Source organism: Ekhidna sp. (genome assembly GCF_965221965.1).
Classification (GTDB): domain Bacteria; phylum Bacteroidota; class Bacteroidia; order Cytophagales; family Cyclobacteriaceae; genus Ekhidna.
The window spans coordinates 744455-762581 of record NZ_OZ244926.1; the positions used below are offsets into that span (position 1 = coordinate 744455).

Sequence of the window (18127 nt, forward strand, 5' to 3'; positions counted from 1 at the left end):
ATGCCGGACTTGATCCGGCATCTTCATCTAGTATAGTGCAAATTCTGGCACCATCTTAGCATCTTTAAGATGGTGAACACATTCTTAGACTACTTTCTAACTTTTTTTCATAGTGCGATGGTGTTATTCGTCCTGTTTGGGTGGACACCCAAATCCACACGAAAAGCACACCTGATCGTCATTGCGCTCATTTTGATTTCATGGCTGGGGATAGGGGTATACAAAGGAGTGATTGGCTACTGTCCACTCACCGACTGGCACTGGGACATCAAGTATGAATTGGGAGAGCGAAATATTCCCAGCTCGTTTACGGAATACATGCTGGAGAAAATCACAGGAGTGGATCTAGACCGCAAACTTGTAGATATTGGCACGGCAATCGGGTTGATATTGAGTGTCTTGTGTGCCGGATATGTGAATCTACGTTCCCGGTTTGTAAAGAGAGCAAGTAAGCCAACCCATAAGCTCAGGTAGCTTTTTTCGAATTTGTAATTCGAAAACCATGGATTCGGGATTGCAAATCCCGAATAGCTGGATTGATTACTAATCCTTTTTGTTTCTCCTATCGTAAATGAGATTGTCAATGTCAAACACAAATAGCAAAACACATGTTAGAATGATAATCAATTGTTTATTTTCAATTAGTATTTTTGTTTATTAATAGGTCATTTCGCTTTATTTGGCACATTGAATTGACTATCAATTACTTATCGATAATTCTATTTTCAAGTGTCTACACTTAAATATGTTATATTTCCGTAATAAAAGCTTGCCAATAAATGGATCCTAACCTCTATGAATTCAGTATTGCATTTTTGGGAAATTATTCACCTCAATTGATTCAACCCTATTGGTTAGTTCATAAAGAACTCATTCAAGAGGGAGATGGAGAGGCTGCAGAAATTGAAATCACCCATCCTGAAATCACCAGATTTAAACTTGAGTGGGCATCTATTGAAGTATCCAGAAATAAGCTTCTTATCAGGACAGCCGTTGAGTCTAAGTTTGAAGTAGTTGTTGAACTAATGATAGGCATTCATCGTCTCTTAAGAGAATCCAATGTGCATGGGTTGGGCATTAATCATATTTATCATTATGAAATTACGGATGAACAAGGAGATCAAATTAGAGACTGTCTAACTCCTACGAATAATTGGGAAAATATTTTTGATGATCCCAAGTTATTAAGCTTGGAAATGATGGAATTTCAGAATAATGAAATAAAAAATGGAACCTATAGATTGAGAATAGCCCCCTCAGAAATAATGAGGAAAGGAGTTTCAGTTAATATTAACGATCACTATGATATTGACAGTGAGTCGAAAAGCCGAACATCTGTGGCTAATGAAATTCTAGGTTCAAATTGGAAAAGATCTTTAGATGAGAGTGTAGATAAAGTAAAAGAAATATGGAAGAGAGTATTCTGAGTGAATCAGGTCAAACTGTTGTTGACCAACTAGACTACAACAGGGGAGATGAAAGTGATAGGTATGAGTATTTACTTGAGAGTTTAAAGAATCAAGTAGCAAACCTTTATTCTAAAAAAGATTCTCTCGCTAGGATGAACGAAACCGCTGATAGCCAGCCTGAAAAAGAGGCCAATATAGGGCTTGATGAAGAGGGAGATTTAGGAGTAATAAGACCTGATTACCTAAGGCCAAAATATCTAAGGAAAGATTATTTTAGAAATCATCGCAGAACTATTCAGAAGTGGCTTGGCTCAGTTTTAGAAGTGAAGGACGGAGTTTTTACTGCTAGATTAAAGGATTTAACTAATAAGGGAACTGATGAGCAAGTTGAGTTGGGGATTGAAGATGTTGATTTTGATGATAGAAGCTTAATTAAGAAGGGGGCTAATTTCTATTGGACAATTGAGAGGAAAGTAGAAAGAGGTCAAATTTCTAAAATTTCAAATATTAGATTTCAAAGGCTTGTTGAACTCGATGAGGTTGAACTGGATTCATTAATTGATCAGAGTAAAGAATTTGCAAACAAGATTAAGTTTAAGTGATCAAACAAAGCCAGGAGTTGCTGATATCATATTATTTGGTACAGGTGGCGGTTACGGTGAAGCAATATTGATACATTTTGGAAATGGAGATTGGGTCGCTGTAGATAGTTGTATCAATCCGAATACTGGAATATCAATACCTCTTGAATACCTTAAAGAGAATAATGTAAAGGAGTCAGATTTAAAGCTTATTATTTGTACTCATTGGCATGATGACCATATAAAAGGTCTATCCCAACTGCTCAACTTTGGAGTTAATTCAGAATTTTCATGCTCTAAAGCAAACGACTTTGAAAAATTTTGTTACGCTATAAAAATTGACTCTCAAAGACCATCATCCCGAAGTACTAAAGAATTTGAAAAGTGTCATAATATTCTTCTAAAGAGAGGAGAGAGTCCAGTCATGAGTTACCCAGATAGGGTTCTGTATCAGAATGATAAAGATAGCATAATAAGCCTATCGCCTTCAGATGAAAGTCTAAACGAATTCGATCAATATTTAAGTCAAATATTGGTTGATTTAAAAGGCTTAAACAAAGACATTGACGCTCAAAACCCAAATCATTATTCAACTGCCTTACAGGTAAAACTTGAGAGTCATACTGCAATATTAGGAGCTGATTTAGAAACCACTAATAACAGAAAAACTGCGTGGACAGCAATACTTGATAATTCAAAAACCTTAGTGAAAGATCCAAGTCCTAAATATTTCAAGATTTCTCATCATGGCTCAAAAACTGGCTATTCGAATGAATTTTGGGATTTGATATTTGATAACGAACTCAATGGCACAATGACACCATGGACACTTGGTGGTAACTCACTACCAAAAGATGACATGATTAGCTTATTTAAAGGAAAAACTAGGAATCTATTCATCACCTCTGATTACGTTGTTGGAAGGAAACCTAAAAAACGAGATAGAATTGCAGATCGAACAATAAAGGAATTTAATAATACCATAAGTGAAATAAAGTTCAATTTTGGTATGGTAAAATCATCTATTATAAAATCCAACGAAGGCTCAAAATGGGAAACCAAATTACATGGGTCCGCAAAAAGCTTGAAATGATTTACAATTTATTGTTAATTCAAATTTTGAGTTCTACTCCTAGCTACACTTTTTGTTTTTACTTAGTTGACCTAATTCCCTTCCCCACCTCTCTCACGACCTCCAATAAATAATCCACCGTTTCTTCATGCATGCGGTGGTTGATCAGACAGGCACGGATCACAAACTGATCGTTTAGTGTAGTGCCGGTGATAAACACCCGTCCGTCTTTTTCCAGGGCTGGGATCAGCTTTCTGTTCAGTTCATCAATGGCGGTTTCATCGGTCAGGCCATTCGTATACCTGAAGCAGGTCACAGCCAGGTGTGAGGTGCTTTTCAGCTCAAAGTCCGCAGCTTTTTCTACTTGCTCACCGAGGTAATGCGCCAGGTCAATGTCCTTCTGGATCATCCTCCTGAGCTTTTTCATCCCATAGGTTTTCAGGCTCATCCACACCTTGATCGCTTTGGCATTGCGGGTCAGCTGAAAGTAGTGCTCGTTGAAGTTGGTACGGCCCTGATCTTCCAGCCGGGTGTCGAGGTAGCTGGCCTGCTTGAAGTAGGTGCGTTGCAAAATACTGAAGTCTTTTACCAGCAAGCAGCCCGCTTCAAACGTTTGGTACATCCATTTGTGAAAATCAAGGGCCAGCGAATCTGCCAGCTCAATGCCACGGTATTGCTCTTTGATGGAGTTCAGACAAGCCGGCAGCCCGCCATAGGCGCCATCGATGTGAAACCAGAGGTCATTCTCCCGTGCGATGGAAGCAAGTGCAGTCAGATCATCAATGGCTCCTGTGTTAACCGTGCCAGCATTCCCCACAATGCAGAATGGCGTGTATCCGGCTTTCCGGTCCCTTTCGATGGCTTTTTCCAGTGCCTCCAGGTTGATCGTAAAGTCATCATTGACTTCAATCTTTCGCAACTGGTTGGTGCCAATACCCAACTCCATCAAGCTTTTGTCTACACACCCATGTACTTCCGTTGAGGCATACACCGTAAAGGGCTTCATGCCGAAAAGGCCTTTTTCCCGGATCTTTTCTTTCTCAAAGAAGAAGTTTCGTGCTACGGTCAAACCGGCCAGGTTAGCGGCGGATCCACCACTGACCATCACCCCGCCACAGTCTTTTCCAAAGGAGGTTAGTTCCCCGGCCCATTGCACCACTCGCTTTTCTATTTCGCTGGCAGCAGGCCCAAGGTGCCATTTTCCGGCATTCTGGTTGATCGTTGCAGTGAGCTTTTCTGCAAGCAACGACATCTGCGAACCACCGGCCATTACGTAGGCATACATGTATGGACCCACATTGTTGGTGGCGGTATCCATCACCAGCTTTTTGAATAAATCAAGAACCATTTCTGGTTCCATGCCATCGGTAGGCAGGGGCTCATCAAACCAGCTCTCCACCTCTTTCTGAGGGAAATAGTGGTAGGCTTTCTTGCTTTCCAAGTCAGCGTATTGATCAATGACCAGATCAGACGTTTTATTGAGTAGCTGCCGGAACTGTTCAGGGGAAAAGTCTAGTGAGTTATTCATGGCCTAGTTCGTTTAGGGTTCGTGTTTTAAAATCTTTTTGACTGTATTGGATCTCCAGGGATTCCAATTCATGCATGAAGTGGCTGTCCGGTTGGAAAAGCTTTTTGGTTCCTTCAATGCCAGCAGCCCATATTTTTTCAAATCGAGGAAGACTTTCTTCTGCTTTCGCTGATAGGGTAAAATGTCTTTTTCTGGAATCGGTTTTGTCCTGGATGGCATGGAGGTATCCGGCCTTTTCCATTTTACCCACCATGGTGATGATGGAAGGGTGGGAGAAGTGCAGCTTTGTGGCCATTTCGGTAACGGAAAGCTGCTGGTACTTTTTGAGCAGCTTGAAAATCAAAAACCAATTAGGTTCGATATCCATGCCCAGTTCTTTGTACATCTGGCGGCCACTGTGCACCATTGCGTCGCTCAGACGCTTGAGTCGCACGGCCAGTCCCAGGTATCCCAGTTCATTGACAAAATCGTACTTCATATTTATGTAGTTAACTACACTAATATAGAAAAAATAAATGTAGTTGTCTACATTGTTTTTAGTATGTCTTTCTATTTGGTTAATTTCAGGGGTATGGAAAATCAAAAGTTCTTCAAGAAAATCATGGTCGCCAACCGGGGCGAGATTGCTATTCGTGTATTACGTGCCATATCTGAGCTTCACATTCGTTCAGTGGCTATTTACACCTATGAGGATCGATACTCTTTGCATCGGTACAAAGCGGATGAAGCCTATCAAATAGGACCGGACGAAGAACCTTTGAAACCTTATTTGGACATTGAAGAGATCATCGCTGTAGCCAAAGAGAATGGCGTGGACGCCATCCATCCCGGATATGGTTTTCTCTCGGAGAACGTGACGTTTGCGACACGTTGCAGAGAGGAGGGAATTACTTTCGTAGGTCCTGATCCGGAGGTCATGTCTCAGCTTGGAGATAAAGTGATGGCCAAAAAAGTGGCTCGGGCGGCTGAAGTTCCGGTAATAGAAGACAACAAAAAAGTATTATCAAGTGAAGAGCTTGCTAAAAGCGAGGCAAAGCGGATTGGATATCCGGTGATATTTAAAGCTTCCGCCGGAGGAGGAGGACGAGGCATGCGTGTGGTTAGGGACGAGAAAGCGCTTATTAAGTCTTACAATGAGGCAAGATCAGAAGCCGGTAAAGCGTTCGGGGATGATACGGTCTTTCTGGAAAAGTATGTGGAGAATCCCAAACACATTGAAGTTCAGATTCTCGCTGACAATCACGGAAATATCGTGCACTTACATGAACGGGACTGCTCGGTACAGCGGAGGTTTCAGAAAGTGGTAGAGGTAGCTCCAAGCTATGGTTTGCAGGATGCCACCAGGGAAAAGCTATACGAATATGCGTTAAAGATTGCCCGGCAGGTCAACTACAACAATGCAGGGACAGTGGAGTTTCTGGTTGACCCGAATGAAAACATTTACTTCATCGAAGTGAACCCACGGGTGCAGGTGGAGCACACCGTCACAGAGGAGGTCACCGGTATAGATATTGTGAGAACCCAGATTCTCATAGCAGCAGGGTGCAAGCTATCGCATCCACAGATATTCATTCAGTCGCAGGAAGATATTCAGGTGAGAGGCTTTGCCATTCAGTGTCGCGTAACGACAGAAGATCCGGAAAATGGCTTTAAACCTGATTACGGCACGATCATCGCATATCGAAGTGCCGGTGGTTTTGGTATTCGACTGGATGCAGGTAATGTCTACAATGGAGTAAAGATTTCGCCATTTTTTGATTCACTTCTGGTAAAAGTAACGGCCAAAGGGAGAACGCTAAAGGGAAGCACTCAGCGGCTGCACCGTGCCCTGAGAGAATTTAGGGTGCGTGGAGTGAAAACCAATATTGGTTTCCTTGAGAATGTGATCTACACGGAAGACTTTTTCAATGGAAAAGCCACGGTCGGTTTCATTGATAGTCACCCTGAATTATTCAAAATAAAGAAAAGTTTTGATAGGGGAACCAAAACCCTGAATTACATAGGAGAGATATCTGTGAATGGCAGTCCGGATGTGAAGACCTTCGATCCGAACCGAACATTTAGAGTTCCGAAGATTCCTGTTTACCAGAAAGGAGTATCCATTCCGGAGGGCACACGTGACCAGCTTAAGAAATTAGGTAGAGAGAAGTTTGTTCAATCAATCAAAGACGATCCAAAAATCCACTACACCGACACGACCTGGCGGGATGCACACCAGTCGTTGCTGGCAACCCGGTTTAGAACGGAGGACATGCTGAAGGTGGCTCACAGCTATGCCCAGCAAAACCCGGAAGTGTTTTCCATGGAGATGTGGGGAGGAGCAACGTTCGATGTATCCATGCGCTTCCTGAAAGAAAGTCCCTGGACACGGCTCCAGCGGTTGCGAGAGGCAGTTCCCAATATTCTTTTTCAAATGCTGCTTCGTGGTTCAAATGGCGTGGGGTATACCGCCTATCCGGATAACCTGATTGAAAGATTCATCGAGCGAACGGCTGAAAATGGCATGGATATCTTCCGCATTTTCGATTCACTCAACTGGATCGATAACATGAAAACCAGCATTAAGGCGGTACGTGAACGAACCGAGTCATTAGCAGAAGCATGTATCTGTTATACAGGTGAGCTTCAGGACAATGAGCAGAAAAAGTACACCCTGCAGTACTACCTGGACATGGCAAAGCAGCTGGAAGATGCCGGTGCGCATATGTTGGCGATCAAGGATATGGCTGGTTTGTTGAAACCATATAGCGCACAGCTTTTGGTTACCGAACTTAAGAAGGCTGTCGATCTTCCGATTCATTTACACACTCATGATACCTCGTCCATCCAATCTGCGATGTATCTCAAAGCCATTGAGGCAGGAGTCGATATTGTAGATGTTGCGCTGGCGTCCATGTCGGGACTGACTTCACAGCCAAATTTCAATTCGTTAGTAGCGTCAATGAAATACCATGAGCGAGGAAGGGAAATGAACCTCGATTCGCTGAATGCTCATTCGACTTATTTTGAGGATGTGAGGGAATTCTATTACCCGTTTGAGTCCGGATTGAAAGCTGGAACGGCTGAGGTATATGAACACGAAATTCCGGGAGGGCAGTATTCCAATCTACGTCCACAGGCCATTGCGCTGGGATTGGAGCATAAGTTTGAAACGATCAAAAAGAACTATGCCATTGTCAATGACCTGTTTGGAGATATTGTCAAAGTAACGCCTTCTTCTAAAGTGGTAGGGGACATGGCAATGTTTATGACCGCTAATGATTTGAGTGCCGAAGACATTTTTGAAAAAGGAGCTTCACTGTCCTTTCCTGAGTCGGTAGTCGGTTTCTTTAGGGGAGAGCTAGGTCAGCCACATGGTGGTTTTCCTGCCGAAATAAGCAAGCTCATTCTGAAAAACCAGAAGCCGCTGAGCGGAAGAGCAAATGACAACATGGATCCGGTGGATTTCGATAAGGAGTTTGCTGCTTTTCAAAAGGAGTTTCCTCTGACGGATTTTGATGATTTCTTGTCATACAAATTGTATCCGAAGGTTTTCAAGGAATACTACCAGCACATTCAGGATTATGACGAGGTGAGTCACCTACCTACACCGGTCTTTTTTTATGGGATGAAAAGGGGAGAAGAGGTGATTGTAGAGATTGCAAAAGGGAAGAGTATCATCATCGAGATGGGCTACATCACAGAGCCGGATGAAGAAGGAATGCGGACCGTTTCTTTCAAATTGAATGGACAGACAAGGAGAATTCAAGTACGAGACAAAAAGGTGGCCGTTCAGAAAGTGTCTAACAGAAAAGCAGAAACGGATAATGAAATTGGTTCTCCGCTTCAGGGCAAGATCGCTGAGGTAAAAGTGAAAGAAGGGGACAAAGTGAAAAAAGATGATGTGCTCTTTGTGATTGAAGCCATGAAGATGGAAACCACTGTTTCTTCCTCAGTTTCTGGCACAATCAAAAAGATTCACCTCAATGCTGGTGAGTTAGTGCAGCAGGATGATTTGGTGGTTGAGATAGGGTGAGTTATTCCTGATACTCCAGCAGGTCACCCGGCTGACAATCGAGTGCCTCACAAAGTGACTCCAAGGTGGTAAATCGTATTGCTTTCGCTTTACCTGTTTTTAGTATAGACAGATTAGCTTCAGTAATGCCTAATTGCTGAGCCAGGTCCTTGGAGCGAACTTTTCGCTTCGCCATCATGACGTCTAGGTTTACAATGATTGGCATGGCTTAGATCGTTAATTTATTATCCTCCATCAATTTGTTGCCTTCTGAAAATATCTCAGCAAGCACAAAACATATCAACGCCCAGAAAACGAGATTCGTCGACAGTTCAACAATCGAGCCGCTCAAGCTTGGGTGAAGCGAGATGATGTCCAGTGCAAACCAAATCAAGAATAATTTTCCCATCAGTCTAAAGGACTTAACATTTTCGATTCGAAAAGTATCCAGATTGGAAATGGATTGAATGATTCGAATGGCTACCTGAATGATTCGATACAAAATGCCCGCGATAATTAATGCTTTGATGCATCTTGAGTAAAAAAAGAAGCCATTGTACTCACTGAGAGGGATTTCCCAGGGTGATGTACTTTTTCCAAATCGGATGATATTACCACCTTCGATACTAATATATTCTAAGAACTCTAATTGCAGTGGCCGGGCGATCATTAGGAAAACAAACAAGGCTCCAAATAAGACATCTATTAATAGAATGAATCGGGCGGCAAAGGTTGCTAGTTTTAAGATGTTATTATTCATAATTGCCAATTTATTAATGCAATTATATAATTAATTATTAAAAAACAATAATTCATTTTCATTAATGATAATTATCAAAATTGACAGCATCTATTTGTTGATAACGATAAAACATGATCAAAGCGATGCGGGGATATTGCTTTAGAGCTTTTAATTTCGTCATTAATGAATCCATCCGAAATCCTAAAACAATACTGGGGATACAATTCCTTCCGCGTGATGCAGGAAGATATTATCCAGTCTGTGCTGGATGGAAATGATACGCTTGCGCTTCTTCCAACAGGAGGAGGTAAATCCATTTGCTTTCAGGTGCCCGCGATGGCGATGGAAGGGATTTGTATCGTTGTGTCTCCGCTCATCTCGCTGATGAAAGATCAGGTAGATCAGCTACAAAAAAGAGGCATTCGGGCAGCCGCTATTTATTCCGGGATGAGTCGGAGGGAGATTGATATTTCATTGGACAACTGCATCTATGGTGATTTTAAGTTTCTTTATGTTTCTCCGGAGCGACTTAAAACAGAAATATTCATCGAGCGTGCCAAACAGATGAACATCTGCCTCTTGGCTATTGATGAAGCGCATTGTATTTCACAGTGGGGCTATGACTTTCGGCCACCATACTTGGAAATTGCTGAATTCAAAAAGGAGGTAGAAGCAGAGCGACTGATTGCATTGACAGCCACAGCTACCAAAGAGGTAAAGCAGGATATTGCTGAAAAGCTGGAGATGAAAGATGTGAGAGTCTTTCAGAAGAGTTTTGCACGAGCCAACCTGTCGTATTCAGCATTCCGGCTGGAAAATAAAGAAGGTAAGCTTTTGGAGATTCTTGGAAATGTACCGGGAACCTCAGTGGTGTATGTGAGGAGCAGGAAGCGAACAAAGGAAATTGCGGACATGCTCAGACGAAATAATATTTCTGCTGACTTCTACCATGCAGGTCTCACCGGACTGGATCGATCAGAAAAACAAACGGCCTGGATCAACAACAAAATTCGCGTGATGGTTGCGACTAATGCGTTTGGAATGGGGATTGATAAACCAGATGTGCGCACGGTCATTCACATGGATTTACCGGACTCATTGGAGGCGTATTATCAAGAGGCTGGACGCGCAGGAAGGGATGGAAAGAAAGCCTATGCTGTAGCTCTTTATCACAATCAGGATGTGGATCAGCTTAAGGACAGAACAAACCGCTCTATTGTGTCTTTGGATCAGATCAAGCGGACGTACCAGGCATTGGCAAACTTTTTCAAAATGGCGATTGGTAGTCATGCGCTTTCCAGTTTTCCATTCAATTACGAGCAGTTCATCAATACGTACAATTTACCGGTTGTTGAAACCTATTCCGCTCTCAAGAAATTAACGGATGAAGGACTGATTCAGATGACAGAAGGTTTTTATGAGCATTCCAAGCTGACCTTTCTGCTGGATAAAAGTGAAACCTATAAGTTCCAGATTGCGAATCCAAAACTGGACCCAGCGATCAAAACACTGCTCCGTTTGTACGGAGGTGAGGTTTTTGTCGGGTATGCCAAAATCAAGGAAAAGGATATTGGATCTCTTTTGAAAACGGATAAGGTTCAGGTGAGAAAGTGGCTGAAGTTTTTGCATGAAAGTGAGGTCGTAGATTATCAGCGGGCGATGGACTCAGCGACTATCACTTTTCTCACCCCTAGGGTGGATGCAGAAAAATTACCTATTGATGCGAAGCAAATCGAATGGAGAAGGAAACTGGCGCTGGAAAAAGCAAATGCAGTTATCGACTATATGAAGTCAACTGAATGTCGCACCCAGATTTTTCAGCGATACTTTGATGAGGAAACCACCATCACCTGTGGCATTTGTGATAATGACCTGGAGAAAAAGAAGCAACTCAAAGCCAGTGAAATACCGATTGAGAAGGTAGAGGAAACATTGGAGTCTCCACGAAATATGTCTGAGCTACGTGCACTCATGGCCAGCTACACCCAGGATCAGATCATGGAGGCATTACGAATTCTTATTGATGACAAGAAGGTAGTGGAGAGTGAGGGAAAATTCTCTCTAACATAGCTGATTCCCCCTTGAGGGGGATAGGGGGTGAATTTTCTGAATTAACTTGAAGTCACCCACCTGACCTCCCTCGAGGGAGGGATTGAGGTTTAATTAATCACTCTTCCAATGCAGCTACCCCGGGAAGCGTTTTCCCTTCCATGTATTCGAGCAATGCACCCCCTCCGGTAGAAACATATGAGACTTTTTCTCCGTACCCGAGGTTATTGACAGCTGAAGCTGAATCTCCACCACCGATGAGAGAGAAGCCGCCATTTTCAGTTGCTTTTACCACGGCTTTTGCAATGGTATTAGTGCCTTGTGCAAAGTTGCTCATCTCGAATACGCCCATGGGTCCGTTCCAAAGGATGGTTTTCGAGTTTTCAATGATCTTAGCGAATACTTCACGAGACTCAGGACCAATATCAAGTCCCATGAAACCTTCAGGAATAGCATAGTTATCAGCTGTTTGGGTGTTGGCGTTGTTATTAAAATCATCAGCCACAATTGAATCTTTTGGCAACTGTAAATCCACGCCTTTTTCCTTAGCCTTTGAAATCAACTCCTTAGCTAGGCCCAACTTGTCTTCTTCTACCAAAGAGTTTCCGATTTGCCCACCCATTGCTTTGAAGAAGGTGTAACTCATACCACCACCGATGATCAGGTGATCTACCTTATCTAGTAGCTGCTCGATGATCATGATCTTATCGGAGATTTTGGCTCCACCCATGATTGCAGTAAATGGCTCTTCAGCGTTGCTAAGCACTTTCTTAGCATTCTCCAGCTCTGCCTGCATTACATTTCCACAGCACTTTTCATCGAAGAACTTAGCGGCAACAGTAGTAGAGGCATGAGCTCTGTGGGCAGTCCCAAAGGCATCATTCACATAGATGTCTCCAAGGTTAGCCAGCTTTTGTGCGAAATCCTCATCCCCAGCAGTTTCTTCTTTGTAAAAGCGAACATTCTCAAGAAGCAATACTTCACCACCCTTTAACGATCGCGATCCTTCTATGGCCGATTGCCCAATACAATCATTAGCAAACTTTATCGGTACTCCAAGTTTTTTACCCAGGTTTGGTACGATGTGACGAAGAGAAAATTTATCCTCTGGCCCATTTTTTGGTCGCCCCAGATGGGACATTAAGATGCATGATCCGCCATCATTCAGAATTTTTTTAATCGTTGGAATAGCCGCGTTGATTCGTGTTTCATCGGTGACTTCCATTTGATCATTTAGCGGGACATTAAAGTCCACTCTAATCAATGCTTTTTTTCCTTTAAAATCGTAATCCTGAATGGTTTTCATGCGGTATTTATTTTGAGACCGCAAACATAGCCACCTTATTGAAAACGTAATAGGAATTTGCCAAGGGTAACCAAGCCGATTAACAAAATAAGAATCAATGCAATACGCTTGAATTTCTCCTGAGGGATGTAAACAAGAATTCTTTTTCCTATAAACGTACCAACTAAACCAATAACTAACAGGAATGGCACATAAACCAAATCGTGAGTGTGGATATAGCCGTTTTGATAATAGACTACTGTACGAGTAAAGTCAATCATGAAGTCAATAAAGGCGGAAGTAGCTATAAAGACGGATTTTTCAAGGTTAAAGGCAGCCATTGTCAATCCCCGAATAGCTCCGCCGGTACCCAGAAGCCCTGCTGTAAATCCGGAGAGGGATCCACCAATCATTGAATTTTGCTTATTAGGGGATATTACAAGCTTCTTTCGGATTAGAAAGACTAAGCTTAAAACAACCAGAAAAATGCCTAGTGAAATTTCCAACATCGATCCTTCAACAAGTTTGGAGAGTACACCTCCAATAATTACAAACAGGACAGATGGAAGACCAATATAAAGAAGCAGAAATCTATTGAGTCCTTTTTTGAAAAGGAAGATTTTACTGAGGTTGCTGGAGAGGTGGAAAATGGCTGTAAGACCCAAAACCGAATAAAAGTCGAAATAGAAATTAGCAATTGGAACAAAAAAAACAGAGGAGCCAAATCCGCCAATCGTACCTATAATTTCAGCCATTAGCGCTAACACGAGAAAGATAAAACTTACTTTCATTAGCAGATATTTGCTATGAAGATAGCGGATGCTCATAACTTTATGCTTCTTTAGGAGTTTGGAAGCAAATGAAATTTATGAATCGTACTGTTCCACTTCTCGCCTTGGCCGTAACCCTGATTGTTAATTTCCTGGCCAATTATCTTCCATTAGGAGGCAGAACCACTGGGGAGGTATCCGAAGCATACCCAACGCTTTTTACTCCGGCCGGCTTCACCTTTTCAATTTGGGGAGTGATTTATCTTTTTCTCATTGCTTATGTTATTTACCAATACTTGCCAAGAAATAGGGAAAATAAAGTATTCGATCGAATCAATAGACACTTTGTCGTTAATTGCGCAGCGAATACGTTGTGGATTTTTGCATGGCATTATGAGTTGATAACCCTGGCGCTCATTTTGATGGTGGTTATTTTATCTTCCCTCATTGGAATTTATAGACACATTTTACCTGGAAAGGTCGCAGGATTTCGTGATCGACTTTTTATGAAAGTACCATTCAGCCTGTATTTCGGATGGATTACAGTAGCCACATTAGCAAACATCAGCGTAGAGCAATCTGTCATCGGAATGGAAAACTGGATCATGACAAAAACAGTGTGGGTGTTTGTAGAGCTGGCGTTAGCCGGAGCGATCGCAACAGTGATGGTCATTCGCTACCGCGACCCGATTTTTGGAGGGGTAGTGGCCTGGGCGGCCTGGGGGATTACAGAACGACAAGCCGGTACGCCAGAGGTGGCGGGAGCGGCTGCTGCTGTGATGATCTTAGTATTGGTGATTTTGATTATTGAGGGGATAAGAAGTGTCCTGTTCAAGTAGCTATTTTGTGCGTTCAATGGTGAATTGAACCAAATCTTCCAGCGAGTTCCGATAATCTGATTCAGGTAGTGTTCTCAGGATGTCCTTTGCCTTTTGGTGGTAGTCTTCCATCACTGAGATCGCATACTCAATACCTCCGGAAGCCTTGACGAAATCAATCACATCGTGAACAAGTTTGGGTTTGCTTTCAGCTCTTTTTACCAGTTTTTTAATTCGTCTTCGTTCCAGCTTTGATGATTGATTGAGCGCGTAGATCAAAGGAAGGGTCATCTTTTTCTCCTTAATATCAATTCCACGAGGCTTCCCGATTTCAAAAGTGCCATAATCAAATAGGTCGTCCTTGATCTGAAAGGCCATACCTACTGCTAAACCAAACTCCCCCATTTTCTGGATCGTTTCCTCATTCGCACCTGCTGATGCTGCTCCTACCCTACAACAGGAGGTGATTAAACTGGCGGTTTTTTGACGAATCACCTCATAATAAACCTCTTCATTGATGTTGAGTTTGCGAGCTTTCTCCATCTGAAGTAGCTCACCCTCACTCATCTCTTTCACTGCTTCAGTGGTGATTCTAAGTAAATCATAATCACCGTTTTCCATGGACAGGATTAACCCTCTTGAGAGCAGGAAGTCTCCCACAAGCACTGCAATCTTATTTTTCCACAGGGCATTGATTGAAAAGAATCCTCGTCGTTCGTTTGCGTCATCTACAACATCATCGTGGACCAACGTAGCAGTATGGAGTAATTCGATAAGTGATGCCCCACGATAGGTGGCTTCTGAAATCTTTCCGGTTGCACCTGCACTCAAAAAGACAAAGAGCGGTCTCATCTGTTTTCCTTTTCTCCGGACGATGTATCCGGTGATTTTGTCCAATAGCATCACTTTGCTTTTCATGGACTGGCGGAATTTCTTTTCAAATTCCTCCATTTCATAGGATACAGGCGCTTGTATGTCTTTAAGTTTTAGAGGCATTTCGGGTGCAATATTACAGATGTTAAAGCTTTAGGTAATTATTCCTGCTCATTACATTTAAAAAAAGATGTTAATTCAAATTGTTTAATAGTAACCTTTCAAGACAATCGATCAATTGTTTTCTTCTTAGCCCCTATCTTTCCGCCAATTTCTAATTGAGGTTAATGCGCAGAAAGAAAGTCAGGTATCCGGAAATTATTCCTAATAAAAGCGAATGGCCAATAATTAAGTTGTCCAGGGATCGTAAGGAGTTTATTGATGAAGTGACTTCCGAAACGTACGATAGTCTTTTGGAAGGAAAAGGTGGATCTCTTCGGGAAGAAATCGAAACAACCATCCATCGTGAGAAGCTGCGAATGAAAGCAAACCCCTGGCGAGTGGACCCACCAGATGAGCGTGTTTACTGGAAAAACATGCAAGCCCGATTGCTGGATATTAATCCTGATGAGAAAGAGAAAGCCATAGCGCTTGAGAAGGAACTTTTAAACGAAATAATTAAACGATATACGCAGGAAATTGCCGGAAATTTCAAAAAATCCGCGTATCAGTTTGCCCAACGATTTATAACGTTCGGATTTGCTCGTCTTCTTAACGCTGCACGCGTAAAGGGCTTGCTGTCACTTTTTAGCCGACAGCTGGATTTGGATGACAAAATTCATGTGATTGGAGAAACAGAACACATTCGATCGCTGGCAAAAAAAGGAACCGTCGTAATGGTTCCTACTCACTTTAGCAACCTTGATTCTATCCTGATCGGGTGGGCGATCCAATATCTCGGTCTCCCGCCTTTTATTTATGGAGCTGGACTCAACCTTTTTAACATTAAGATTTTAGCGTACTTCATGAATAGTTTGGGGGCCTATAAGGTGGATCGAAGAAAGAAAAACCCTATTTACCTGGAGACGCTGAAAACATATTCCAGGAACGCGATAAAGCGTGGTTGCCATTCGCTGTTTTTCCCCGGTGGCACGCGATCACGATCCGGAGAGATTGAAACCAGTTTACGAACAGGGCTTCTGGGTACCGCCATAGAAGCACAACGAGAGCTGTATCAAAGCACTAAGGATTCCGATGAAGTGAGGAAGGTGTTCATTGTCCCTGTAGTTATCAATTATCATTTCACTTTAGAAGCACCCTCATTAATTCGGGATCATCTGAAAAGAACAGGAAGGGAACGATACTATGTGGAGGCAGATGAGTTTTCGACCTCCTACAAACTAGGCACATTCATGTTTAAGTTTTTTGCGAAAGGCTCTGATATCTCGGTTAATGTTGGTCGCGGCATGGATATTTTAGGGAATTATGTAGATGATGCGGGCAACAGTTTCGATAAGAACGGGAATCCAATCAACGTGAGAGATTACTTTTTGCGTGATCAGAAAATAACTTTCGATGCTCAGCGTGAAAAAGAATATGTCCGTGTTTTGTCTAAGAGAATCATAGAGGAGTATCACAAGTATAACCGTGTGTTTGCCAGTCACCTGGTGGCGTTTACTGCTTTCAAAATGCTGGAGCGTAGGAATCCTAAGCTGGATCTTTACAGCGTACTGAGGTTACCGGATGAAGATTTAATACTTGATTACGAGGAGTTCAAGGCTAACTTTAAAAAGCTGCGAACCAAGTTGGAAAAAATCCACAAGAAAGGACAGGTAGATATGGCTGATCATATGAAAAAGCGAGCGACAAATGCAATCGAACATGGACTGCAGAATGTTGGTTTATATCATGATCAGCGACCTCTCATTAAAAAAGGCGACAAAATTATCGTGCAGGATACGAACACTTTGTACTATTACCACAACCGAATGAATGGCTATGGGCTCGAAAAATACATCTAGAGAGGTTGTTGGTGTAATTGGAGCGGGCAGCTTTGGAACAGCTATCGCTAATATACTGGCAGAGAATGATGCGGATGTGATTCTGTATGTGCGTGATCCTGAAAAAACGAGGAAAATAGCAAAGGAGCGCATTAGCTCAGGCCAGAAGCTATATGAAAATATTGAGGTAACGAACAATCTGGAGGAGGTGCCTCAGCGATGTGAGGTTATCTTTCCCATGGTGCCATCGGCCAATTTTAGGGATATGATCATGAAGCTGGCACCACATCTCAGGCCTTATCATGTGCTCATTCATGGAACCAAAGGCTTTGATTTGTATGTCCCCAAAAAACAGAAAATATCAGCAAATAACCCGCTAACCCGCGAGCATGTAAAAACCATTTCTGAGGTTATTAAGGAGGAGACCTCTGTGTTGCGAGTCGGGTGTCTGGCAGGACCAAATCTGGCTCGTGAGCTGGATCAACGGAAACCGGCTGCCACAGTAGTGGCTTCCCATTTCGACGAGGTAGTGAGAATAGGTCAGCGTCTGTTGAAAAATGATCGATTTATGATTTACGGCAGTCGCGATTTGATTGGGATAGAGCTTTGTGGTATTCTAAAAAACATTATTGCTGTGGGCGCAGGTACTATCGCGGGAATGAACCTTGGAGAAAATGCCAAGTCATTGTTTATTAGTCGTGGACTTGTGGAAATGGTGTATATAGGAAAAGCACTGGGCGGCAATGCGCAAGCTTTCCTTGGCTTAGCAGGAGTCGGTGATCTAATTGCTACCTGCACCTCCAATTTAAGTCGAAACTTCACTGTTGGATATCGCCTGGCGCAAGGTGAGGTGCTGGATCAAATCATCGAGTCTATGGATGAAGTTGCTGAAGGTGTGAAGACCATTAATATTGTAAATGAGCTTGCCGAATCCTATAAGGTTAGGTGCCCGATCACAGAAACACTTTACAAAATCATTCATGATCAGATGACCATTCAGGAAGCTCATAGCTACTTGATGAACTTTCCATTTAGAGCAGAAATTGATTTCCTGGAAACGAAATAA

General features: G+C 42.5%; 16 protein-coding genes. 9 read left to right on the forward strand and 7 right to left on the reverse strand.

The genetic code is table 11. The annotated features are described in order from the left end of the window. The first annotated feature begins 69 nt into the window (after nucleotides 1-69). The 4 genes from ACOQON_RS03745 to ACOQON_RS03760 all read left to right on the forward strand — a co-directional run bounded on the left by ACOQON_RS03745 (nucleotide 70) and on the right by ACOQON_RS03760 (nucleotide 3083). Nucleotides 70-474: a DUF2784 domain-containing protein gene (locus ACOQON_RS03745; protein ID WP_420577585.1), complete on the forward strand. Its 405-nt coding sequence runs from the start codon at nucleotides 70-72 to the stop codon at nucleotides 472-474. Nucleotides 475-779: 305 nt separating this feature from the next. Next, nucleotides 780-1427 (forward strand): hypothetical protein, encoded by a 648-nt coding sequence (locus tag ACOQON_RS03750; protein WP_420577586.1) that lies wholly within the window; start codon nucleotides 780-782, stop codon nucleotides 1425-1427. Then, on the forward strand, nucleotides 1409-2011 hold the full coding sequence (locus ACOQON_RS03755) for a hypothetical protein (protein ID WP_420577587.1): 603 nt from the start codon (nucleotides 1409-1411) through the stop codon (nucleotides 2009-2011). Before ACOQON_RS03750 ends, ACOQON_RS03755 begins: the two co-directional genes overlap by 19 nt. Then, the gene (locus ACOQON_RS03760; RefSeq protein ID WP_420577588.1) at nucleotides 1968-3083 is read left to right on the forward strand and encodes an MBL fold metallo-hydrolase; all 1116 of its coding nucleotides are present in this window, start codon (nucleotides 1968-1970) and stop codon (nucleotides 3081-3083) included. Before ACOQON_RS03755 ends, ACOQON_RS03760 begins: the two co-directional genes overlap by 44 nt. A gap of 58 nt (nucleotides 3084-3141) precedes the next feature. Here ACOQON_RS03760 and ACOQON_RS03765 read toward each other — a convergent pair whose 3' ends face one another. Further along, nucleotides 3142-4590 carry a pyridoxal phosphate-dependent decarboxylase family protein gene (locus tag ACOQON_RS03765; protein ID WP_420577589.1) on the reverse strand — a complete coding sequence of 483 codons (1449 nt, stop codon included), beginning with the start codon at nucleotides 4588-4590 and terminating at the stop codon, nucleotides 3142-3144. Beyond that, nucleotides 4583-5068 carry a MarR family winged helix-turn-helix transcriptional regulator gene (locus ACOQON_RS03770; RefSeq protein WP_420577590.1) on the reverse strand — a complete coding sequence of 162 codons (486 nt, stop codon included), beginning with the start codon at nucleotides 5066-5068 and terminating at the stop codon, nucleotides 4583-4585. Before ACOQON_RS03770 ends, ACOQON_RS03765 begins: the two co-directional genes overlap by 8 nt. A gap of 93 nt (nucleotides 5069-5161) precedes the next feature. Between ACOQON_RS03770 and ACOQON_RS03775 the strand changes: the two genes are divergently transcribed. Next, the gene (locus ACOQON_RS03775; protein WP_420577591.1) at nucleotides 5162-8605 is read left to right on the forward strand and encodes a pyruvate carboxylase; all 3444 of its coding nucleotides are present in this window, start codon (nucleotides 5162-5164) and stop codon (nucleotides 8603-8605) included. A gap of 1 nt (nucleotide 8606) precedes the next feature. Here the strand turns inward: ACOQON_RS03775 and ACOQON_RS03780 are convergent, their stop codons facing one another. Further along, nucleotides 8607-8810, reverse strand: coding sequence for a helix-turn-helix domain-containing protein (locus ACOQON_RS03780; RefSeq protein ID WP_420577592.1), 204 nt, complete (start codon nucleotides 8808-8810; stop codon nucleotides 8607-8609). Nucleotides 8811-8813: 3 nt separating this feature from the next. Next, nucleotides 8814-9344, reverse strand: a complete 531-nt coding sequence (locus ACOQON_RS03785; protein ID WP_420577593.1) for a hypothetical protein — start codon at nucleotides 9342-9344, stop codon at nucleotides 8814-8816. Nucleotides 9345-9509: 165 nt separating this feature from the next. Here ACOQON_RS03785 and ACOQON_RS03790 point away from each other — a divergent pair, with 165 nt between their 5' ends. Next, a complete protein-coding gene (locus tag ACOQON_RS03790) occupies nucleotides 9510-11396 on the forward strand; it encodes a RecQ family ATP-dependent DNA helicase (RefSeq protein WP_420577594.1) in 1887 nt (628 codons plus the stop codon). Nucleotides 11397-11493: 97 nt separating this feature from the next. Here the strand turns inward: ACOQON_RS03790 and ACOQON_RS03795 are convergent, their stop codons facing one another. Both ACOQON_RS03795 and ACOQON_RS03800 read right to left on the reverse strand, forming a co-directional pair. Then, a complete protein-coding gene (locus ACOQON_RS03795) occupies nucleotides 11494-12681 on the reverse strand; it encodes a phosphoglycerate kinase (protein WP_420577595.1) in 1188 nt (395 codons plus the stop codon). Nucleotides 12682-12716: 35 nt separating this feature from the next. Beyond that, a complete protein-coding gene (locus ACOQON_RS03800) occupies nucleotides 12717-13451 on the reverse strand; it encodes a sulfite exporter TauE/SafE family protein (protein WP_420577596.1) in 735 nt (244 codons plus the stop codon). 77 nt (nucleotides 13452-13528) lie between these two features. On the opposite strand from ACOQON_RS03800, the gene ACOQON_RS03805 reads away from it, so the two are divergent. Further along, nucleotides 13529-14269, forward strand: coding sequence for a tryptophan-rich sensory protein (locus ACOQON_RS03805; RefSeq protein WP_420577597.1), 741 nt, complete (start codon nucleotides 13529-13531; stop codon nucleotides 14267-14269). Here ACOQON_RS03805 and ACOQON_RS03810 read toward each other — a convergent pair whose 3' ends face one another. After that, nucleotides 14270-15244, reverse strand: a complete 975-nt coding sequence (locus tag ACOQON_RS03810) for a polyprenyl synthetase family protein (protein ID WP_420577598.1) — start codon at nucleotides 15242-15244, stop codon at nucleotides 14270-14272. It lies immediately after the preceding gene. A 164-nt stretch (nucleotides 15245-15408) separates the two neighbouring features. On the opposite strand from ACOQON_RS03810, the gene ACOQON_RS03815 reads away from it, so the two are divergent. Together ACOQON_RS03815 and ACOQON_RS03820 are read left to right on the forward strand one after the other, a co-directional pair. Next, nucleotides 15409-17082, forward strand: a complete 1674-nt coding sequence (locus tag ACOQON_RS03815) for a 1-acyl-sn-glycerol-3-phosphate acyltransferase (protein ID WP_420577599.1) — start codon at nucleotides 15409-15411, stop codon at nucleotides 17080-17082. Then, nucleotides 17060-18127 (forward strand): NAD(P)H-dependent glycerol-3-phosphate dehydrogenase, encoded by a 1068-nt coding sequence (locus tag ACOQON_RS03820; protein WP_420577600.1) that lies wholly within the window; start codon nucleotides 17060-17062, stop codon nucleotides 18125-18127. The genes ACOQON_RS03815 and ACOQON_RS03820 overlap by 23 nt, the downstream gene beginning before the upstream one ends.